This window comes from Oceanobacillus sp. FSL W8-0428, from assembly GCF_038004405.1.
Lineage (GTDB): Bacteria > Bacillota > Bacilli > Bacillales > Amphibacillaceae > Oceanobacillus > Oceanobacillus sojae.
In genome coordinates this window covers 3,137,932-3,159,593 of sequence record NZ_JBBORB010000001.1, presented here as the reverse complement: position 1 = coordinate 3,159,593, position 21,662 = coordinate 3,137,932, and the positions used below count along the sequence as shown (strand labels likewise).

Below are 21,662 nucleotides of genomic sequence, written 5' to 3'. Positions count from 1 at the left end.
AAATTCCGTTATATATCCTTAGAAAGGAGGTGATCCAGCCGCACCTTCCGATACGGCTACCTTGTTACGACTTCACCCCAATCATTCGTCCCACCTTCGGCGGCTGGCTCCAAAAAGGTTACCTCACCGACTTCGGGTGTTACGAACTCTCGTGGTGTGACGGGCGGTGTGTACAAGACCCGGGAACGTATTCACCGCGGCATGCTGATCCGCGATTACTAGCGATTCCGGCTTCATGTAGGCGAGTTGCAGCCTACAATCCGAACTGAGAACGGTTTTATGGGATTTGCTTGACCTCGCGGGCTTGCTTCCCTTTGTTCCGTCCATTGTAGCACGTGTGTAGCCCAGGTCATAAGGGGCATGATGATTTGACGTCATCCCCACCTTCCTCCGGTTTGTCACCGGCAGTCACCTTAGAGTGCCCAACTAAATGCTGGCAACTAAGATCAAGGGTTGCGCTCGTTGCGGGACTTAACCCAACATCTCACGACACGAGCTGACGACAACCATGCACCACCTGTCACTTTGTCCCCGAAGGGAAAACTCTGTCTCCAGAGCGGTCAAAGGATGTCAAGACCTGGTAAGGTTCTTCGCGTTGCTTCGAATTAAACCACATGCTCCACCGCTTGTGCGGGTCCCCGTCAATTCTTTTGAGTTTCAGCCTTGCGGCCGTACTCCCCAGGCGGAGTGCTTAATGCGTTAACTTCAGCACTAAGGGGCGGAAACCCCCTAACACCTAGCACTCATCGTTTACGGCGTGGACTACCAGGGTATCTAATCCTGTTCGCTCCCCACGCTTTCGCTCCTCAGCGTCAGTTACAGACCAGAGAGTCGCCTTCGCCACTGGTGTTCCTCCACATCTCTACGCATTTCACCGCTACACGTGGAATTCCACTCTCCTCTTCTGCACTCAAGTCCTCCAGTTTCCAATGCACGTTTACGGTTGAGCCGCAAGATTTCACATCAGACTTAAAGAACCGCCTGCGAGCGCTTTACGCCCAATAATTCCGGACAACGCTTGCCACCTACGTATTACCGCGGCTGCTGGCACGTAGTTAGCCGTGGCTTTCTGGTCGGGTACCGTCAAGGTACGATCAGTTACTATCATACTTGTTCTTCCCCGACAACAGAGTTTTACGATCCGAAAACCTTCATCACTCACGCGGCGTTGCTCCGTCAGACTTTCGTCCATTGCGGAAGATTCCCTACTGCTGCCTCCCGTAGGAGTCTGGGCCGTGTCTCAGTCCCAGTGTGGCCGATCACCCTCTCAGGTCGGCTACGCATCGTCGCCTTGGTGAGCCATTACCTCACCAACTAGCTAATGCGCCGCAGGCCCATCTGTAAGTGACAGCAAAAGCCGCCTTTCAACTTACCATCAGGAGATGATAAGTATTATCCGGTATTAGCTCGCGTTTCCGCGAGTTATCCCAGTCTTACAGGCAGGTTGCCTACGTGTTACTCACCCGTCCGCCGCTCGTTCCACGAACGTCCCTCCGAAGAGTTCTGTCCGCTTCCCGCGCTCGACTTGCATGTATTAGGCACGCCGCCAGCGTTCGTCCTGAGCCAAGATCAAACTCTCCATAAAAGTGTTTGTTTCTTTAGCTTTCAGAAGTCAACTTCTGACTTAAATATTCAAGAAAAACGAGGTGTTTTTCTTCTTTCGTACTGGTTGTTTTGTTCAGTTTTCAAAGAGCAATTTCTTATTGCTTCGCTTCAATCAGCGACTTTATTAATATAACATAATTTCAAGTTTGTTGTCAACTTCTTTTTTTATATTTTATTAACTGAGCGCTTGCTCGAATCAGCAACGAGATTAACTTTACCATGCTAAAAATAGAAAGTCAACGATTATTTTAAAATTTATTAAAAGCAAATTTCGGATCCATCAGGGTTCGCCTTGAAACAGTACCTTAGGCAAAAGTAATATAACAATATAAAACATTGATATATCACCTTTTCTTAAGCTTATGTATTTCATATACAAATATAGAGTATCCCCTTCTAAAAGCATTAATCACATTTAATACGCATTTTGATTTTCTTTCTTTCACATGCGGTCATTCCCTTAAGACACATGCATAAAAAAGTTTATTTCTATTTTAAATATCCAATCTCATGTTAAAAAGTTTATACAAAGGCTTAAATGTCCCCCTTATTAATTCAAATAAAATAATATACGTCAGTTTTTTAATTAATTACAGATATATTTGAAGTTTCATTATGTACAGTAAAAAATACAGGTCCGATATAAATCAAAGTCCAATCCTTTTCACATATTATTATTGCAAAGTATTTGCTGCTATTCTAAAAATACATTTCTCTATACCTGTCATAAAACGAGACTTCATTTAATACAGTTCCAGTTATTCTCTCCTCCAAAAGGAGAAATAAAGTTCTCTACTGTATATATGATTTGCTAAATTTAGTTTTCTCTCTAAAATAATCTTCTATAAGTAATAATTGAAACCTGCTACAGCCATAATGATATAATCAAGAAACAGAAACCAAAAATTACTTATTCCACAACTTCATAAAAATTGCAGGATAAGTAATTAGTTTTCTCACCGAAAACTTCTGTTTCAGATACCATTATCATACTTCCTCTAGTTCTTTCACCTTGTACATTCTCTGAAATACATCCGGATTTTTAGTAGGAACCAGTTTCATATCAATAATATCCTTTTCTTCTAAATAAGATACAATTGCATGTAAATCTAAGGTATAGTGTTCTATCTCCGGTAAAGCTTTAATAGAAGCATATGAGCAATAATCATCTTCTTTGCTTAATAAATTTAGCAGATGTGCTGCGGCGGACTCTGCTTTATTCAACATAACAAAATCCATTGCAATCAGCATTAATTCAATTCTCTTTTCTAAATTTTCTGTGCTGTCCATCAATTTTTCATATAGTTTGTACACTTCTAAATCAATACTCTTTACCTGATTCCACACAGTTACTTCTGGATAATAGCCTTGATCAACAACAGATAACCTCGCTAAATAGTGCAGGGCATTTAAAATTTTACTATAAGAATCCATAACCTCCTTTGATTCATATAACGCTTTTCCTTCACTAAAGTTTTTCAACAGTTTTCCGAAATCAATTATCTTTCTGAGTGTACGTTTGTCCTCCGGGAACGATTGAAGTTCATCTTTTAATCCCTTTATAAACTCATTTCTGTCATAAACTTTTCTTCCATAGATAACCCATTCTGCTGCACGCCTGTAACCACTTGTGTCAATCCAATCCATCAGAATCGATCTCGTTACAATATGCATAGCTACCGTTTGTCCATTCACCTCATAATGTTTTACAAACCAATCCACTTCTTGATTTTCAACAATAATCAATAAAATACTATCAAATTCATCCGTAATTGGACGGTCAAATTGAGTTTTCTCCACAACAAGTATGCCTAATGTATTTGGATTACTTGCATGCTCTTGATAAATCATTCTTTGAAAATTCTCCATGATAACAGTTGCCTCCCTGTTTTCCCTCTAATTAAACATAATTCTATATATACTTTTAAAAACCCTTTTTTGAACTATAGGAAAGTATAAAATTTTACTGAAGGATAGTAATCGTAATACTGGCAGTTCCTCAGTACAAGTAACCAATCCGATGTCATTTTACGGCTTGGCTTGTGAAGTTTTCTTTAATATTCATTCTTCTAATATTCTATGATATACTAAATTTGTATCTTAAGGGGGATTTAAATGGCACAACAAATAACTTACTCAAGTAAAATAAATAAAATCCGTACCTTTGCCTTAATCCTTGTGTTCGCTGGTATCTTAATAATGTATGGTGGAATTATGGCTCGTCGTATTGAATGGTTAATGCTTATCCTTTTTGTGTTAGGTGTACTGATGATTGTACTTAGCTGTGTTGTATACATATGGATTGGCACCTTGTCCTTAAGAGCAGTTCCTGTTATATGTCCAAACTGTGAAAAGCCTACAAAAATGCTAGGCCGGGTAGATGCCTGCATGCATTGCAAAGAGCCGCTGACATTAGATAAGAATTTAGAAGGTAAGGAATTCGATGAACGGTATAATAATCGCAAATTCCGTGAAGAAAATAAATAATTAAAAAGCACCATGCCTTTGTGAAAATAAATTCTCACTTAAGTATGGTGCTTTTTTGATGATAATTTGAAAGCTTGTATTAACTTGTTCTTTCGTAAGCCTGAACTATTTTATGCTATACTTATATGCAATATATTTAAATTTTAGTTCGCGGAAGAGCTGCCTAAAATCTAGAATTTCTGCCATAAAACAAAAAATGACTGGAGATAGTACACGAGCCTTAATAAATACTATCTCCAGTCATTTTTTTACATATTTAAAATCTCTTATTTTGCCGCATGCTACTCCTTGCAGGCATTGCATGTACCATAAACTTCCAGGCGATGATGACTGACATCAAAACCTGTGACCTGCTCTGCAAGTGATTCTACTTCATCTAATGAAGGATAATGAAAATCAACAATCTTTCCACACTGATTACAAATGATATGATAATGATCTGATGTATTACAATCAAATCTGCTTGAGGAATCTCCATAAGTGAGCTCTCTGACCAGTCCAATATCTTTTAATACACGCAAATTATTATATACTGTTGCAACACTCATATTTGGAAACTTTCCTTCAAGTGCTTTATATATATCATCCGCAGTCGGGTGAACCATTGAATTAAGCAAATACTCCAGTACGGCGTGTCGTTGTGGTGTAATGCGGACGCCTGACTGTTTTAATGTATCAATTGCTTGCCGTAATTTATCTTCAGACACCCTAAACACCTCTCTTCCCAATTAATAAAATTATTAGATTATAATTCTTATAATTAGTTTATCGCCCTGTGTTCATAATGTCAATTAATTCACGTAAATCAAACATCAGTGTGGAGTTGCTTTTCTTCTCCACCTAATTGCTGATTTACATATCTGGCAGCAACAAATAAATAATCCGATAACCGGTTCAAATAACCGAAAACAAGCTTATTCTCTACTTCATCTTCCAGTCCTACTGTTAAACGTTCTGCCCGTCTGGCCACTGTGCGAGCATGATGTAACGCACTTGCTGCCCGATGGCCTGATGGAAGAATAAAATTCTTCAACGGTTCAAGTGATTTATCCCATTCATCAATTTGTTTTTCCATCTCATCAATATGTTTCTGCTCAAGCTTCCAATAAACTTCTTTATCTTTTGGCGTAGATAATTCTGCACCAACATGAAAAAGAATTGTCTGTACACGTTGTAACTGGTCAAGAAATGCATGCTTACCGTCCCAGCTTGTTTCTTCTATATAACTTGCTGCCAGTCCAATGCTAGAATTCACTTCATCACAGGTCCCGTACGCTTCTACTCTTAAATGATTTTTCGGTACACGTTGTCCGTAAACCAGCGATGTTTGTCCTTTATCTCCAGATCTTGTATAGATTCGCATGTTATTCCATCTCCAATCCCGAAATACTTAATCTGCACTATTTTCTTTTAAATAGTTTAAAGCATCCAGTACATGATCTTTCACTCGAACCTTTCGATACTCTTTGACAAGGTTTCCTTCTTTATCAAGAATAAATGTAGAACGTTCAATACCGTAATATTCTTTTCCAAAATTTTTCTTCAGCTTCCATACTCCAAATTGATCGGCCACCTGGTGATCTTCATCTGAAAGTAAAGTAAACGGCAAATCATGCTTATCAATAAATTTTTGATGACGAGCTTCCGGATCCGGACTAATGCCGACTATTACTGCGTCCAACTCTTCAAAGCTTTCATGATTATCTCTGAAATCACATGCTTCCGTGGTGCACCCCGGGGTCATATCCTTTGGATAAAAATATAAAACAACGTACTTTCCTTTAAAATTAGATAAGCTTACTTTTTCGCCATCCTGATTTGGTAATGTAAAATCATTTACTTTTGTTCCTAATTCGATTGGCATCTAATCCCTCCAATTATAAATGAGTCCCTTTTCTCTCTTAAATATAGCATATTACAGAATTAGATTCATTTATCACTGTCACGGCTGCTGATTTGTACAACCTTTAATACAAAAGCAGCAGGCAGAATGTACCCAATCAAAGCTTCGGAAATAGCAATAATTCTTCCAATGCCGACTGGAGCCAGATCTCCATAGCCAAGGGTCAATATTGTTACACCGCTAAAATAGATGGAATGGATAACTGATCCCCATATGGTTACCTCTCTTAATTCTCCATGCTCAACGATGACAATCCCTTGAAAGGATAAAATGAAATAAATCAGACCATAACCGACCATTGTAATGCAATAAACAACAAGCATTGCTATAAAAATTTCTAAAGAGAAATGCCCTTCCTTCATTTGTATACGTGAATGAATTGATTTATATTGAATAAAATCATAGATGCTTTTACCGATTAAAACCATAATCAGGATAAAGAATATCCAAGGGATACCCATTTCTTTTGCTCCTTCCAAATAATCTTTTCTATGGAACAGCTGCTAGTGACAAGCATAAAGGTTAATACGGCATACGATTAGCAAGCTCCAGACACCAGAAGAGATAAAATTTAAACGGTTCAAAATCCAGGTTCAGATCACTACATCTTTAAACAGTCACTCTTCACTATCTAATGTATATGCGGAAATTGAAACAGTTTGTACAAGTTTTCCATTCATTTTTTTGTTATATTAGTAATTGGGGTAAAAATAAACAGAGAAAATCTGCTTTTTACCTTTTTTAGATGAACTTGTAAGGTAACGTTCAGATACTTTACTGGTTGGGCAGAATGAGGAGGAAAACAAAATGAAATTTACAAATTCTGAAAAGCTGCATGAGGAAGCTTTACAACATATCGTCGGCGGAGTTAATTCTCCTTCCCGCTCCTATAAAGCTGTTGGCGGAGGATCTCCTGTATATATGAAAAGAGGTCAGGGAGCCTATTTCTGGGATGTCGATGATAATAAATATATTGACTATTTAGCTGCATACGGGCCAATCATAACTGGTCACGCACATCCGCATATTGCAAAAGCTATTGCTGAAGCAGCAACAACCGGAGTTCTTTACGGAACACCGACGGAACTTGAAAACACATTTGCAAAAATGTTAAAAGAAGCCATGCCTTCATTAGAGAAGGTTCGTTTTAATAATTCAGGTACAGAGGCTGTGATGACAACCATTCGTGTAGCCCGCGCCTATACAAACAGAACAAAAATTATTAAATTTGCCGGATGCTATCATGGACACTTTGATGCTGTATTGGTGGAGGCAGGATCTGGACCGTCAACACTGGGTACACCAGATTCAGCAGGTGTTCCTGCTTCCAGTGCTGCAGAGGTGATTACCGTTCCATTTAATAATTTAAAAGCCTTTAAAGAAGCATTAAAAGCATGGGAAGGTGAAATTGCAGCTGTAATCGTTGAACCGATTGTAGGTAACTTCGGAATTGTAGAACCTTTTGAAGGTTTCTTAGAAGAAGTAAATGAACTTACCCACCGCGCCGGTGCTCTTGTCATTTATGATGAGGTGATTACTGCATTCCGTTTCACTTATGGAAGTGCACAGCAGCTCTACAATATTGAGCCGGACTTAACAGCAATGGGTAAAATTATTGGCGGTGGTCTCCCAATCGGCGCTTACGGCGGCCGAAAGGATATCATGGAACAGGTTGCACCACTCGGACCAGCTTACCAGGCAGGAACTATGTCGGGAAATCCCGCTTCTATGGCAGCAGGTATTGCCTGCTTAGAGGTTTTAAGAGAAGACGGTGTATATGAAGAATTAGAACGACTCGGAAAACGCCTGGAAGAAGGTATTCTGGAAAAAGCAGAAGAAAATGATATTCATATTACAGTTAATCGTCTCCGCGGAGCTCTAACTGTATACTTCGGAGTCGACAAAGTCACAAACTACAGAGAGGCCGAAGCTTCAAATGGAGAAGCCTTTGCAACGTTCTTCCAGCTTATGTTGAGAGAAGGCATTAACCTGGCACCTTCTAAATACGAAGCCTGGTTCTTAACAACAGAGCATACAGATTCTGATATCGAAAATACGATTGATGCGGTTGGCCGTGTATTTGCAAAAATGGCAGAGAATCAATAATAAAGGTAACACAATAGAAAGGTCTTCACCGGATATAGCTATATCCGGTGAAGACCTTTCTTGTATCCGTTAAACTAATGAAATCAAAAACCTTCTAGTTATATTTCCTTTCTCATCTTTAAAAGAAGATATCTCTCCTCCCCCGCAATTTATAATAACTTTAGCTGAAAATTGATTTTTTTGATTGCAGGTTATTAGAGCTTCTTGAATTTGCATCTTTTTTAAATAAATTAAGGAATGCTCCAGTATTTTTGTTGCATATCCTTTATTGCGTTCATTTGGCGCAACTCCATAGCCTATATGTCCGCCAATTTCTTTTAACCCATCATTTAACTCATGTCTAATATTAGACGCACCAACAATATCATCTCCAATAAAGAGAAAAAATGTAGAATTAGGAACGAAATTATGATTGAAATTAGCTTGTTTACTCGCAGAAAGATATTCAATAAAGTGCTGATAATTTTTATACCGTTTTATCTCCGTCGCTGTTGGAATTACTATTTCTTCTTTTAAATACCATTGATTAATATAACGGTAAAAAGCTGTTTCATCTTCTGTTTTCAACTCTCGAAAAGTTTGCATCGAAAACCTCCCTTTTATTAAAAAAGGAATAAGGAGACGCTCTCCCTATTCCTCCAAATTCTGAATCTGATACAAATCATAATAATGTCCACGGAGCCGCATTAATTCTTCATGCGATCCTATTTCAACAATTTCTCCGTTCTCAACGACGACAATACGATTTGCATGTGTAATTGTTGCCAGACGGTGAGCAACAATAAAGGTAGTCCGATCAGAAGCAAGCTTTTCCAGTGTTTCCTGAATAAGATGCTCACTTTCTAAATCCAGCGCGGATGTTGCTTCATCAAAAATCAAGATTGGCGGATTTTTCAAGAATACCCGCGCAATCGCAATCCGCTGCTTCTGTCCACCTGATAATTTCACACCGCGCTCTCCAACCATCGTCTCGTACCCCTCCGGCATTTCATTAATAAAGTCATGAGCATTTGCTGCTTTTGCTGCACTGATAACTTCCTCATCCGTTGCATCGGGGTTTCCCATGCGAATATTTGTGGCAATTGATTCGGAGAACAGAATATTATCCTGAAGCACCATTCCAATATTGTCCCGCAGTGAACGTGCTTTCATATCTCTTAAATCCATTTCATCAATTTCAATGGATCCACCAGTCACATCATAGAAACGGGGAATCAGACTGATTAATGTTGATTTTCCTCCTCCGCTCATTCCGACAAAGGCAATAGTTTCTCCTTTTTGAACATGGAGATCAATATCCTTGAGCACAGGTTCCGTTTCTTCATCATATTGAAAAGAGACTTGGTTAAAGGTTACTTTTCCTTGCAATCGTCCCGGATCAACTGCATCTTTTTTATCCGTAATGTCATAAGGCTCATTCATTAATTCAAACACCCGGTCAATAGACGCAATCGATTGTACTAAAGTTGTAGAAGAGTTAATAAGTCGGCGCAACGGGCTATAAACCCGCTCCATATATCCGACAAAAGCTACCATCGTACCAAGAGATGTATTACCCATAACGACCTGGTAACCCGCAAAAGCGATAACTAATAACGGTGCTAGGTCAGTAATTGTATTTGTCACCGCAAAAGTTCTGGCATTCCAATCTGTATGCTTCAAAGCCCGATTCAGAAAATGACTGTTTCTTTTATCAAACTGTTCATCTTCATAATCCTCCAGCGCAAAGCTTCTTGTAACTGGTACGCCTTGGATTCGCTCGTGTAAATGCCCCTGCACTTCAGCCAAGGCCTGTGACCTTTCTCTTGTTAACCGTCGTAAGCGTCCAAAAAAGTATTTAACAGAGATACCGAATAAAGGGAATAAAATAATTGATACAAAGGTGAGCGGTACATCCATTGTAAACATAATAATAATTGCTATTAAAATGGTTGTTACGTCCAGCCAAATATTCATCAGCCCTGTCATAACAAAATTTTTCGTTTGCTCCACATCATTTATTACTCTGGAAATGATTTCGCCAGTTTTTGTCTGCGAATAAAATTTTAAACTTAATTTTTGAAGGTGGTCGAATAATTTCCCTCTAATATCAAAAAGAATTTTATTTCCAACCCATTGGGCCAGATATTGCCGTATATACTCAACCGGCGGGCGGACAATTAAAAATACGACAAAAGAAATACCCATTATCCAGAATAAGCGTGTTATCTTTTCAGTCTGGGTGAAGTCCTCTACCGTAATAATATCATCAATAACAAATTTCAAAATTAACGGCATCATCAATGGGATACCGAATTTAATAACACCGATAAGTAATGTCCATATTATTTTCCATTTATATGGTTTTACAAATTGCATATACTGCTTAATACTGCTCATTCATCATCTTCCTCTGCTTGAAAGGTATTACGGAATATGTTCGTCATTTCACATCCATTCTCTAAAATGTAATATAAAAATCCTTGCTACTCCATCTCGTAACAAGGATACCCTTTTATTCATTCTAATTGCAATTAAATCGCTCTGAAGTATTTTCACGTCTCTGTACTCTTCAGCTTAGTGATATGTTAAGTACATTTCATACCAATCATCAACGAATCCAGGAGAAAACGGACCTTTCCCTTGACGAATCCAATGAATTAAGATGTCTAATTGCTGATAAAGAATACGGTCAATTTCTTCAGGATAATGCATTAAGGCTTTATTTTCTTCATATTCATCTTCATCAAGAAGATGAAAAGTCATATCTGGAAATACCTTCACGTCCAAATCATAGTCAATATATTTCAAAGCTTCATCATTTTCATCATAAACAAACGGAGAGCTGAGGTTGCAGTAATAGTGTATTCCATCATCCCTGAGCATACCTATAATATTAAACCAATGCCTGGCATCAAAATAACAAATAGCAGGCTCTCTCGTCATCCATGAATGGCCGTCACTTTCAATAACCTTTGTCCGGTCATTTGCACCAATTATAACGCTTTCCGTACCTTTTAATACCACACTATTTTTCCAGACTCTATGAAGTTGTCCACTATGCTTATAACTTTGTATCATCATTTTCGAACCAGCGTTTGGAGAAACCATCCAAAATCTCCCTCTCCATTTTCATACAGTGATTTATGCATTATATTTTATTATAAGCCTTCAGCTACAAAAGTTAAAGGATAACTCCTTTTTAATTGAAATGCTTTTATGTATCGCAGTATAACTTGCTGTAACACTCCCGCTTTAAGAACAGAGAAAATTCGAGGATTTTAAGCAGAAACCGGGCAATGCGGTGTATGATGCGGAAAACCAATTTCGTCTATATCCATTATTAATGAATTTGCATAAATTATTCATATGTTCAAATGATAATCGTATTTCGGGGGTCCCTTTTTATTAATAAGCATTTATTAAATGATTAAAAGGGTTTCCGTATTTGGAAACCCTTTTTGGGGTAAAACAGATGTTATTGCTTGTTTTGTTGAGATTGTTGATTTTGTTTTTTCACTTGTTGTGCATCTGTTTCTGAAGCAAACTCAGTACCATATTGTCCTTGAGCTGCTTGTTGGTTTTGCTTTCTTACTTCAGCTGCGTTAGTTTTTGCAGGATTTTGTTGGTTTTGTTGATTTTGTTTTTTAGCCATCAATATCACCTCCGCAATAATTAATGTTCCCGAAGTGAATTTCTTTATCCAAACTTTTTTAAAAAATATTTTCTAAAAATAATTAACCCCAGAAAACAAAGTATTGCAGCCATTTTTTGATAATGTGATTTTTTAACAGGTTTCACAATTAACGCCTTACCTTCATTCTTATTTCATTTTTCTTCTAAAAAAGGAATCATTTTTTGATGCGGAACTGGAAAAGGATATTCCTTCAGCTCTTCTATAGAAACAAATTTTAACCGGCTGTCCGATACTGTTTCCTGATTTGTTACTGCTCTTCTTACATCTACATTCCAAATAATATGAGAAAAAACATGCTTAATAGCTGTGCATGAAGTTTTTATCTCCGCATCTACCTCATAATTTTCTAGAAGCCACCGGTGCCAATCACTTTCAACAATTTCATCTGCAGGTATCATTGGAAATTGCCATAATCCTGCCAGCAATCCAGAATCCGGTCTTTTTTCAATAATATATTTACCTTCCTTATTTTGGATAAGTAATGCAATATATTTCTTCTTCTGCTGTTTTTTTGCTTTCTTTTTTACTGGAAGGCTTTCTTGTACTCCTTCCACATATGCTTGACAGTGCTCCATCACAGGACAAAACATGCACAAAGGCTTTTTTGGTGTACAAATTGTCGCTCCTAAATCCATGATTGCCTGATTAAATGAAGAAGGATCTTCCTTTGAAATCATTTCTCCCACATAGTATTCGAATAATTTTTTCGTAGAGCTCTGCGTAATATCTTCTTTAATATGTAAAACCCGGGAAAAAACACGCATCACATTGCCGTCTACTGCCGGTATAGGCTGGTTATAAGCAATCGAAAGAATCGCTCCTTTTGTATAAGGCCCTATTCCCTTTAAGCTGCCAAGCTGCTTCGGATCATCAGGAATTTTTCCGTCATATGCTTCCACGACTTCACGTACTGCAGTTTGTAAATTTCTTGCGCGGGAATAATAACCTAGTCCTTCCCATTGCTTTAAAACGTCCTGCTGCTCCGCTTCAGCTAATTCATATACAGTTGGATATTTCTCCATAAACCGATTAAAATAAGGGATAACCGTATCTACTTTCGTTTGCTGCAGCATAATTTCTGAGACCCATACGCGATAAGCATTATTATTTTCACGCCAGGGCAAATTTCGTTTATTTTCTTCATACCATTTGAGCAGGTCTTCTTGAAAAGCTGAAATATTTATATGTTCTAGCCTTTTATCGTTCATGTTTTCACTTCCTATGTGTTAAAATAGTATTGGATTGCTTTGATGGAAGCAACTTAAGGAGGATATATAGCTATGGATACTGGTACGCATATAGTTATGGGTGTTGCACTTGGCGGTTTGGCAACATTGGACCCTGCTGTGCAAAGTAATCCTGCACTATTTCATGCTGTATTAGTTGGAACAGTCGTGGGATCACACGCTCCTGATTTTGATACAATATTTAAATTAAAAAATAATGCAACTTATATAAGACAGCATCGAGGAGCATCGCATTCTCTTCCTGCTATTCTTATGTGGAGTCTGCTCGTATCTGGAGCAATTTATTTATTTGTTCCAGAAGTAAGCTATCTGACTCTTTGGTTATGGACACTATTAGCTGTGTCTATTCATGTATTTGTCGATTTATTTAATGCGTATGGTACGCAGGCCTTCCGTCCATTCACCAAAAAATGGATTGCAAAAGGGTTTATTAATACATTTGATCCGTACATTTTTTTCCTGAATGTCGCCGGTATCATTGCCTGGGCATTAGGCGCAAATCCGGGTTATACCTGGGTCATTATTTATACGGTCATTGTACTATATTACATTAAACGCTACATGGACAAAAGAGAAATTGTTCAGAAAATCAAAGAATATTTTCCAGATACAGAGGTTGTCGCTACCTCCCCTACACTCAAACAAAATTATTGGCGTGTTGCAATAACAACTAGCGACCGTTACTATGTAGGCAGCGTTGAAAATCGGCATATTGAGATTGTTGATGAATTTTATCGTGTTCCATTACCTGATACAGATGTCATAAAAGCTGCCAAAAACGATAAAAACATCTCTTCCTTCCTTAATTTTTCTCCAGTATACCGCTGGGAAATAAATACTGATGAAGATGATGTCACAGAAGTCCGTTTTATTGATTTGCGTTATCGCAGCAAAGGATATTATCCATTTGTTGCCGTTGTGAAGCTGGATAAAAATCTGGAAGTAATTACTTCCTATACAGGATGGATTTTCTCGGAACAGAAGCTTCAAAGCAAACTGATTCCAAGTGACTCAACCCCTTAACATTGAAAAGACCAAATAACTTCTGCACCCTTCAGGATCTATACAGAGACTCAACCTTTCATGAAGGTCGTTTTTAGCAGAAATTCCCATTCTCTATATAAAAAAGCAACAACTCAGGTGAGGTAAAGTTTCGCCTGAGTTGTTTTTATTCAGCTTACCTTTTTTCCTAATAAAGAAATTGGCAAAGCTTCTATATCTTCACTTTCCTTATCTAATAAATCAATACGGTAACCCCACGCAAAGACCCCGTTAACATAAGATATTTTAAATTTATAGCCTGTTTCCATTTTAAGCTGATAAATTTCCTCTTTTTTAAAATCATCTGGACTCATTGTATACGCAAGAGCTACCTGCATTTTCCGTTCACAAACTTGGACCTCAGAAACATTGCCAAGCTGTTCTGCTTTTTGGGCCTGTTCTTTTAATTTACCAATTTCCTGATGTAATTGTTCGATGGAATAATCGCTGTAACGAAATTTCATTCTTCTCCCCCCTGGCTTTCGATTCCTATTGTACCAAAATAATGTAGAGTTAACCTGAATTTATTCTTGATTTTCTATATATACATCCACAAACTGCTGGATTCTATCAAAACGGAAGCCTTTCCTGTATAAACCTTCCATTATTTTTTGCTTCAGCTGGAAGCCTTCATATTTTTTCACATGCTTGTGGTACAGCTTTTCTCCCTGAAATTTCAATGCTTCCCATTCCTGATCTGCGTTTTCTTCCTGATCCATCGTCTGAATAGCCGCAAAGACAAGCTGCTGATTAAATCCTTTTTGCAAAATCATATTTTTTGCCTGGTTTATTTGCTTTTGAAAAGAATCCTTCGAGGTTTGCTTTATTTTCTTTCCAAGCAGCTTTTGAATTTTTTCTTTCTGCAGTACAGGTGTATATTGCTCTAAAGCATTGGCGGCGATTTGCCCGGTAATTCCTTTTTCAAATAATTCCTGCTCTATAATCTTTGGTCCCTTTGAGCTTGTATTCATACGCGATCGTACAAACATATCTGCAAATTGCTGATCATCAAGGAGCTTTTCCTTCTTTAAGCGCTGCATAATAACAGCAATTTGTTCATCTTCTACTTCTTTTTTCTGCAAATACATGATAATTTCTTTTTCTGAGCGTATTCTATAGCTTAAAAAGTGTATAGTAAGGGTATATATTTTATGGAGATTATCCTGTTCTTTTAGTGTTTTGATAAGCTCATTATCTAATTCCATTCCTTTTTCAAGCCGGAATTTAATAAGGATATCTTCATCGACACTAAACCCATATTCATCACCAGCTGGTGTATTTAAAAATATATTATAGCGATGCTTCTGTTTTTTTTGAGTTGTTATCCGGGTAATTTTTCTCAACATCATTCACCTCTCTTAACATCATAGCAAAATTTTCAGCAATCAGATAACAATAGAAAATATAATTAAAGGAGGTTTCTTTATTATGAACATATTAATTACTGGAGCCACGGGATTTCTAGGCAGTAAATTAGCTGCACATCTCACAGTTCTAAATCATAACTTATATATCCTGACTCGTTCTACAGAGAAAAGATCGAATACATCACATATAACTTTTATTGATTATAATACGACTGCAAACGAACTTCCTCACATAGATGCTGTCATTAATCTCGCTGGTGAATCATTATTTGGATATTGGACGAAAAAAAAGAAAGAAGCCATTCTTACAAGCCGCCTTCGTGTTACTAAATATCTTGTTCAATTGATGAAAGATATGAAGGAGAAACCAAAGGTATTTATCAGTGGATCGGCGGTAGGATACTATGGCATGTCAGAGGATTTTATCTATACAGAAGCGACTGTACAGCCCGGAAACGACTTTCTTGCATCTATAACGCGTCAATGGGAACAAGAAGCAGGTGCAGCAGAAAAAATGGATATCCGTACGATTTATGCGCGATTTGGTGTGCTACTCGGCAATGATGGCGGTGTATTTCCACTTATGTCGTTGCCAATAAAATTATATGCCGGCGGACATACCAGTGATGGTGAACAATGGCTATCCTGGATTCACGTAAAGGATGCTGTCAAATTAATCACTTTTTGCCTGGAACATCAAACCATAAAAGGGCCTGTTAATGTGACTGCTCCAAACCCAAAACGAAATAAAGACTTTATGAAAAAAGCAGCAAAGATTTATAATCGACCAAATTGGCTGCATGTACCGGCTGTATTCTTTTATTTTACTTTAGGAGAAATGGCACAGCTCATAATAAAAGGACAATATGCTTATCCACAGAAGGCACTTAATAATGGTTTCGAGTATGAATTTGCATCCCTTGATCGAGCCTTATTGGATCTGAAAAAGAGTTAAAAAATATGGAATTATAGCTTTTTAAAACAAAGGAGCATGTTACTGCTTTACTTATCAGCATGCTCCTTTGTCAATTTCGCTTTTATTACATCTTTTAGCGGTTTACTTTTTATCTATTTTCAATGCTTGCTGGATTACCTCTAATTGTTTTGCTGTGAATCCAGTTGCGTGCATAATAGCTGCATGCTCTACTCCTTGCTCCAACAGGCGGAGCGCCATCTGTTTTGCAGATTTTCCCAATGCAGATTCAGCCTTTTTCTTCTGATTTCTTCTTTTTCCATTTTGTCTTGCATTTCTTGATTCTGTGTCTCTATTTCTTGGTTTCTCATTTCCATTTCTTGATTTCGTGTCTCTATTTCTTGATTCCCCGCTTCTATTTCTTCTTTCTGCATTTCCATCACTTTTTTCTGAGCTCTTATTTCTTCCATTTCCTGTTCTAACTGTTCTCTGTCCAGAAGCTTAGATCGTTCATCTAAAATCTGCTTCAAGCATGCTTCATATGCCAGACGCTCCTCTTTTGTCCGGCCCAAATCTTCCCAGAACCGCATAGCGACATTTAAAGACTTATCCTCCACCGCAATCTCCTCCAATTCTTGATAAATATCATTGTAAAAATGATTCGTTTGCCGGTCTACTGTTTCTAGCAGCAGTAACCATCGAGTCAAGACATCTTCCCATGGATTGAGCTGATTCTTCTTCCAGGCAGAGATTAATTTAGGAATCTCCACAAAATGAAACTCAATTCTATCCGTTAATGGATATTTCTGATTCATTTCATATAAACGGAAGATATTATGATAGGCGTCTGGTTCCTTCAACAAATCAAAATGCATGATATTAATGCTGATAACAGGATATAATGTCTTATAATTTTGTCCTTCTTTCAACTGTTCCGAAAAAATCCGTGACCAATAATATAAAGCTCTGTTAACCATATTATACTCATTGTTGATTTGAATTTCTATATTTATAATCTCCTTATTATCTGTCTCAATAAGAAGATCCAGCCTGGATTTTTTGTCCTCTTCATACTCCCCGCCAATTTCAATATTTTGAAAGAAAAGCTGTTTAACAGGACTTCTTCCTGATTTTGCTAAAATCGCATTGAGAAAAACAACTGTAATTTCCTTATTCTTCTCGCTCCCAAATAATTGCTTAAAGGCGTAGTCTACTTTTAAATCCATCAGCTGAATATCTTGTATCTGATGTAATACTTTCTTTGTCTTTCCTTTTCTTCTTTGATACTTATTATATGATTTGTGATCCTCCTGCAAACGCAAAGAGGGTGTTGCCTGTGAGGAGTATACTTTATGAAGACTGATTCGTGGCATAAAAACACAACCTTTTATATTATGAGGCAGGCTTCTGAGGAGTAAATCTGATTACATTACACAGAACAAAAGTTCTTTTATCGAGAAGTTTTTATTAAATGATAAACCTTTTTTCACGTGTTTATCATCCTCTCTTCTTCCTTATATATCTCCCCTGTTACTTAATTGGACACAATTACTCCTAAGTAAAATTTTTTGTATTCTTATAAAAAAATACTTGCATTTCACTGAAAAAATCATACAATAAAATTATCAAAAATGAATTTGAAAAGAGCTGATAAGCAGCCTGTTTCGGTTGTACTGAGAGAAAATCAATTAAATAGGGAAGGCAAATGGTGCGCCACCGGGGTTTCCTGGTTCTAGTGGGTTCGATTCCCACCCCGAATTTTTGTTTCAATGCTACTTTTAAAATAAAAATTCGAGGGTGGGTGACTCACTTACTGCGTTTATTTTGCATGTAAGAATACCCGCCTGGAAAAAAGGAGGGTATTTTCATGCTGAAAATACGTGATTTACTTGAAGTACCTATGTTATTTGAACTTATGATTGCCCCTGAGGTGTTTCCTTTTGTCAGACAAAAAGCAACAACCGTTGATGAATTCTATTTTTTAACAAAACAAACGATAGAAGCGGAAGAGCGGGGCGAATTAATTTCACGAACCATCTTAGATGAATACCAGCAGCCAATTGGCACTATTAACCTTTTTGATATTGAAGATAATTATGGTTTTTTAGCTACATGGCTTGGGAAACCGTATTTTGGTAAAGGATATAACCGTCAAGCTAAAGATGCCTTCTTTCACGAGCTTTTTACAACCAAGGAAATTGACGGGGTCTTTATGAAGGTGCAAAAAAGCAACAAACGCTCATTGAAAGCCGTCCTGAAGCTTCCCTATGTCACCGCTGCTAATGAACTGTACCAATCTATGTATGAACGTATTAATGCAAATTCCAATGAAGTGATATATGATTTATTCGTGATTACGAAGGAGCATTATTTGTCCTATCAGCAATTCCATTCGGAAACCGCAGTCAGTTCTGATGAGGAAGTATCTTAAATCAAATAAGCCTTAAGAAATCAGCAGCAGATTTCTTAAGGCTTATATTTTGAGGGTTAATTTAATCTTCCCCTATTTTCTTATCATGCTTTTTTGGAAGTCTTCCCGCCTTTTTGGCAGATTCTCTAAGCAAGAATTCAACGTGACTATTGACACTCCGGAACTCGTCCTTTGCCCAACGCTGTAAAATATCATAGAGCTCGGGATCTATACGTAATGGAAAGTTTTTCTTTTTAGCCATAGTAAGCCCTGCTTATTGGTAAAGCGATCCTGTATTGATTACCGGCTGTGTTCCTTGATCAGAGACAATGGCAACCAGCAGATTATTAATCAATGCCACTCTGCGCTCATCATCTAACTCCACCATATTATCAGCTTCCAAGCGGGCTATTGCATCTTGCGCCATACCAACTGCCCCCTGAACAATTTGCTCCCGGGCAGAGATAATTGCACTTGCCTGCTGTCGCTGCAGCATTGCCTGGGCAATCTCTGTAGAATAAGCTAAATGTGTTAACCGTGCTTCAATTACTTCCACACCGGCAACCTGCAGGCGATCTTGCAGCTCTGCTGTTAACTGATTAGATACTTCATCTGCATTCCCGCGTAATGTTAATTCTTCATTGGTAAATGAATCATATGGATACGTTGTCGCTACTGCACGGATAGCCGTTTCACTTTGAATTTCAACAAAATCCTCGTATTGGTCCACGTCAAAAACTGCTTTCGCTGCATCTACCACTTTAAAAACAACAACTGCTGCTATTTCAATTGGATTTCCATTCACATCATTTACTTTTAACCGGTTACTGTTAAAGTTACGAACTCTTAAAGAAATTGTTCTGCGTACAGAAAATGGTACAGTTACCAAAATGCCTTCCCGACGTACTGTTCCCATATATTTCCCCAAAAAAATCACAACAATAGACTGATTCGGCTGTACAATCGTTATTCCGCTGATTAAAATACCAGCAATCAGAATCAGCACAATCCCTAAAGCAAAATACTGCTGATAAATACCGAATGCCCCTAAAGCCAGCAATACGATGATTAAACCTATTCCAAGAATACCATTAATACTCCATGCCTTACGTTCCTGCATGAGATCCTCTCCTCCATATCTTTATTATACTATAATGATATCACTTTTGTATTAAAATGTAAAATGATATATCATCAGCTAACTTGTTCCTCGATAAACTTCTGGATTGGATTCATTTTAGGATTTACCATTATTGCGCTGCCATCCGTTTCAACAGTAATACTGTCCAAGGCTGCTGTGGAATAAATCAAAGCGTCTATTTCATTTAAATGGTCGATAACGCGGGAAACAGGATGGCCATAGGTATTATTTTTACTGTAGGTTAGAATGGCTATTTCAGGATCTACCTCTTTCAGAAAAGACATTGAAGAGCTTGTATTGGAGCCATGATGCCCTATTTTAATTACTTCTGCATTCACATTATGCATTCTCTGTATTTCCTTTTCTTCCTTTTTACCGACATCTCCCATAAGGAGCATATCTGTTTCTTCATAACGGAGCTTTAATACAAGAGATGATGCATTTGGAGAGGTTAATGGCTGTGCAGCATTCCAAATATCTAAAGAAATCGTCGGGTCTATTTCAATTGGTGTATCCTTTTCAGCAATAGTAACCGGGATTTGCAAATCACGGATTCGATTCATATACGAGGCAAAAGTCTTTGTCGGATGAAGCTTTCCTGTATCAATCACATTTCCCACCTCAAATTCATCTAATACATTGATTAGACCGCCAATATGATCGATATCCGGATGTGTCGCAATCATTAAATCAATTTCATTAATCCGCAGCTCTTTTATATATTTAACAACAGCATTACCAGCTTCCGGAGGTCCTCCATCAATTAAAATGGTCCGTTCTAAAGGCGTTTCGATTAAAATACTATCTCCTTGACCGACATTAATAAAATGTACCTTCAGCGGCGGCATTTCCTGCTCTGCATGGGCGGGTGAAGCATGATGAAAATGAACAACTGTCAGAAGCAATAAAAAAATTAAACCTTTTTTCCACAAACTTCAAACACCTCCCCTTCTTTTTCATTAGTGTAAACAAAATAAAAGAATGCTATGAGGAAAGGTGATTGGTAATTGTTGAAAAAGGTTCTATTTGCGCCCAGTAAAATGGATATAAAAAACTTACGTGAATAATTATTTATTCTCCAGTTAAAATAAAACATAATAAGGAATAGGATTTACCTTTTTAAGTTCCTGTTTTAATTTATATAGGTTAAAAGCCTTTAAAGCATTTTACTGCTATAATTTTAAAATTAACTATTTTAGAAAGCTCCATTCATTTTTCAACAAATCGTCTGAAAGAGCGGGTTTTTTTGTTTGTAAAATCTGTGAAAATTAAATCGAACTTTGATTTTTCATTTGCACTATCCAGAAACTGGCGAATCTCGTGCAATGGTATGCCCAGTTTTTTCGCTTCTATAATTAAGCTAATCCATTCTTGATCATATGCAGCATTTTCAATTATCTTTTTCATACTTTCGCCCCCATTATTAATCCAGATAATTAGCAATGTTCCATCACCCATGTTGTATAAAAACAGTCTACTTTGTCAAACAAGATGGAAGCATACATAAAATAATTGACCGATTATTCCGAATATTGACATCCTGCCTCTTGTAAAAAAAGATAATCAACGTATGAATGACTATATTTAACTGTTTCTCGGCTCTTTTACAACAGTTAGAAAACAAGTTAATATATTCTCTTTTTCTTTTCAGCTGCTTTCTATATTCAACTGCATTTAAAATAATTTTCATGCCCTTATCTTTTAAAGCTTTTCCATAGCAGCTTCCTGTAAACCTTAGTAAGATATCTGGATTCCCGGACACTAAT

General features: G+C 37.4%; 22 protein-coding genes and 1 rRNA gene. 5 read left to right on the top strand and 18 right to left on the bottom strand.

Features of this window, described 5'->3' with window-relative positions; all coding sequences use genetic code 11:
- Positions 1 to 22: 22 nt before the first annotated feature.
- Both MKY30_RS14970 and MKY30_RS14965 read right to left on the bottom strand, forming a co-directional pair.
- Positions 23 to 1,585: ribosomal RNA gene (locus MKY30_RS14970) — 16S ribosomal RNA — on the bottom strand.
- A 1,007-nt stretch (positions 1,586 to 2,592) separates the two neighbouring features.
- Positions 2,593 to 3,474 (bottom strand): nucleotidyltransferase-like protein, encoded by an 882-nt coding sequence (locus tag MKY30_RS14965; protein ID WP_147212392.1) that lies wholly within the window; start codon positions 3,472 to 3,474, stop codon positions 2,593 to 2,595.
- Between the two features lie 246 nt (positions 3,475 to 3,720).
- On the opposite strand from MKY30_RS14965, the gene MKY30_RS14960 reads away from it, so the two are divergent.
- Positions 3,721 to 4,092 (top strand): DUF2614 family zinc ribbon-containing protein, encoded by a 372-nt coding sequence (locus tag MKY30_RS14960; protein WP_156987178.1) that lies wholly within the window; start codon positions 3,721 to 3,723, stop codon positions 4,090 to 4,092.
- Positions 4,093 to 4,373: 281 nt separating this feature from the next.
- On the opposite strand, the gene perR is transcribed toward MKY30_RS14960, so the two are convergent.
- The 4 genes from perR to MKY30_RS14940 all read right to left on the bottom strand — a co-directional run bounded on the left by perR (position 4,374) and on the right by MKY30_RS14940 (position 6,456).
- A complete protein-coding gene (gene perR / locus MKY30_RS14955; RefSeq protein WP_341084503.1) occupies positions 4,374 to 4,799 on the bottom strand; it encodes a peroxide-responsive transcriptional repressor PerR in 426 nt (141 codons plus the stop codon).
- A gap of 98 nt (positions 4,800 to 4,897) precedes the next feature.
- Positions 4,898 to 5,455 carry a cob(I)yrinic acid a,c-diamide adenosyltransferase gene (locus MKY30_RS14950; RefSeq protein WP_339285569.1) on the bottom strand — a complete coding sequence of 186 codons (558 nt, stop codon included), beginning with the start codon at positions 5,453 to 5,455 and terminating at the stop codon, positions 4,898 to 4,900.
- A 27-nt stretch (positions 5,456 to 5,482) separates the two neighbouring features.
- Positions 5,483 to 5,956: a thioredoxin-dependent thiol peroxidase gene (bcp, locus tag MKY30_RS14945; protein ID WP_341084502.1), complete on the bottom strand. Its 474-nt coding sequence runs from the start codon at positions 5,954 to 5,956 to the stop codon at positions 5,483 to 5,485.
- Positions 5,957 to 6,021: 65 nt separating this feature from the next.
- Complete coding sequence (locus MKY30_RS14940; RefSeq protein ID WP_147212388.1) at positions 6,022 to 6,456, bottom strand: potassium channel family protein; 435 nt, start codon at positions 6,454 to 6,456, stop codon at positions 6,022 to 6,024.
- Between the two features lie 346 nt (positions 6,457 to 6,802).
- Between MKY30_RS14940 and MKY30_RS14935 the strand changes: the two genes are divergently transcribed.
- A complete protein-coding gene (locus tag MKY30_RS14935; protein WP_147212387.1) occupies positions 6,803 to 8,101 on the top strand; it encodes a glutamate-1-semialdehyde 2,1-aminomutase in 1,299 nt (432 codons plus the stop codon).
- Positions 8,102 to 8,170: 69 nt separating this feature from the next.
- Here the strand turns inward: MKY30_RS14935 and MKY30_RS14930 are convergent, their stop codons facing one another.
- From MKY30_RS14930 to mutY, 5 genes are all read right to left on the bottom strand, one after another.
- Positions 8,171 to 8,686 (bottom strand): GNAT family N-acetyltransferase, encoded by a 516-nt coding sequence (locus MKY30_RS14930; RefSeq protein ID WP_147212386.1) that lies wholly within the window; start codon positions 8,684 to 8,686, stop codon positions 8,171 to 8,173.
- Positions 8,687 to 8,731: 45 nt separating this feature from the next.
- The gene (locus tag MKY30_RS14925; RefSeq protein ID WP_341084500.1) at positions 8,732 to 10,480 is read right to left on the bottom strand and encodes an ABC transporter ATP-binding protein; all 1,749 of its coding nucleotides are present in this window, start codon (positions 10,478 to 10,480) and stop codon (positions 8,732 to 8,734) included.
- A 177-nt stretch (positions 10,481 to 10,657) separates the two neighbouring features.
- Positions 10,658 to 11,191, bottom strand: a complete 534-nt coding sequence (gene ntdP, locus MKY30_RS14920) for a nucleoside tri-diphosphate phosphatase (RefSeq protein ID WP_147212384.1) — start codon at positions 11,189 to 11,191, stop codon at positions 10,658 to 10,660.
- Positions 11,192 to 11,558: 367 nt separating this feature from the next.
- On the bottom strand, positions 11,559 to 11,735 hold the full coding sequence (locus MKY30_RS14915) for a gamma-type small acid-soluble spore protein (protein WP_147212383.1): 177 nt from the start codon (positions 11,733 to 11,735) through the stop codon (positions 11,559 to 11,561).
- Between the two features lie 173 nt (positions 11,736 to 11,908).
- Positions 11,909 to 12,985, bottom strand: coding sequence for an A/G-specific adenine glycosylase (gene mutY / locus MKY30_RS14910; protein ID WP_341084496.1), 1,077 nt, complete (start codon positions 12,983 to 12,985; stop codon positions 11,909 to 11,911).
- A gap of 72 nt (positions 12,986 to 13,057) precedes the next feature.
- On the opposite strand from mutY, the gene MKY30_RS14905 reads away from it, so the two are divergent.
- On the top strand, positions 13,058 to 14,047 hold the full coding sequence (locus MKY30_RS14905; RefSeq protein ID WP_147212381.1) for a metal-dependent hydrolase: 990 nt from the start codon (positions 13,058 to 13,060) through the stop codon (positions 14,045 to 14,047).
- Between the two features lie 149 nt (positions 14,048 to 14,196).
- On the opposite strand, the gene MKY30_RS14900 is transcribed toward MKY30_RS14905, so the two are convergent.
- Together MKY30_RS14900 and recX are read right to left on the bottom strand one after the other, a co-directional pair.
- On the bottom strand, positions 14,197 to 14,529 hold the full coding sequence (locus tag MKY30_RS14900) for a YfhH family protein (protein ID WP_341084495.1): 333 nt from the start codon (positions 14,527 to 14,529) through the stop codon (positions 14,197 to 14,199).
- A 60-nt stretch (positions 14,530 to 14,589) separates the two neighbouring features.
- Positions 14,590 to 15,411, bottom strand: coding sequence for a recombination regulator RecX (gene recX, locus MKY30_RS14895; RefSeq protein ID WP_339285565.1), 822 nt, complete (start codon positions 15,409 to 15,411; stop codon positions 14,590 to 14,592).
- Between the two features lie 82 nt (positions 15,412 to 15,493).
- Between recX and MKY30_RS14890 the strand changes: the two genes are divergently transcribed.
- On the top strand, positions 15,494 to 16,387 hold the full coding sequence (locus MKY30_RS14890) for a TIGR01777 family oxidoreductase (protein WP_341084493.1): 894 nt from the start codon (positions 15,494 to 15,496) through the stop codon (positions 16,385 to 16,387).
- Between the two features lie 188 nt (positions 16,388 to 16,575).
- Here the strand turns inward: MKY30_RS14890 and MKY30_RS14885 are convergent, their stop codons facing one another.
- Positions 16,576 to 17,718: an Rpn family recombination-promoting nuclease/putative transposase gene (locus MKY30_RS14885; RefSeq protein WP_341084492.1), complete on the bottom strand. Its 1,143-nt coding sequence runs from the start codon at positions 17,716 to 17,718 to the stop codon at positions 16,576 to 16,578.
- Positions 17,719 to 18,212: 494 nt separating this feature from the next.
- Here MKY30_RS14885 and MKY30_RS14880 point away from each other — a divergent pair, with 494 nt between their 5' ends.
- Positions 18,213 to 18,776 carry a GNAT family N-acetyltransferase gene (locus tag MKY30_RS14880; protein ID WP_147212377.1) on the top strand — a complete coding sequence of 188 codons (564 nt, stop codon included), beginning with the start codon at positions 18,213 to 18,215 and terminating at the stop codon, positions 18,774 to 18,776.
- 61 nt (positions 18,777 to 18,837) lie between these two features.
- Here the strand turns inward: MKY30_RS14880 and MKY30_RS14875 are convergent, their stop codons facing one another.
- From MKY30_RS14875 to MKY30_RS14860, 4 genes are all read right to left on the bottom strand, one after another.
- Positions 18,838 to 19,017 carry an Arc family DNA-binding protein gene (locus MKY30_RS14875; protein WP_077603689.1) on the bottom strand — a complete coding sequence of 60 codons (180 nt, stop codon included), beginning with the start codon at positions 19,015 to 19,017 and terminating at the stop codon, positions 18,838 to 18,840.
- Between the two features lie 12 nt (positions 19,018 to 19,029).
- Entirely contained in the window at positions 19,030 to 19,875 is an 846-nt protein-coding gene (locus tag MKY30_RS14870) for an SPFH domain-containing protein (protein WP_147212376.1), read from the bottom strand.
- Between the two features lie 74 nt (positions 19,876 to 19,949).
- Positions 19,950 to 20,828 carry a ComEC/Rec2 family competence protein gene (locus MKY30_RS14865; RefSeq protein WP_341084491.1) on the bottom strand — a complete coding sequence of 293 codons (879 nt, stop codon included), beginning with the start codon at positions 20,826 to 20,828 and terminating at the stop codon, positions 19,950 to 19,952.
- A 277-nt stretch (positions 20,829 to 21,105) separates the two neighbouring features.
- On the bottom strand, positions 21,106 to 21,303 hold the full coding sequence (locus MKY30_RS14860) for a DNA-binding anti-repressor SinI (RefSeq protein ID WP_156987180.1): 198 nt from the start codon (positions 21,301 to 21,303) through the stop codon (positions 21,106 to 21,108).
- Between the last annotated feature and the right edge of the window lie 359 nt (positions 21,304 to 21,662).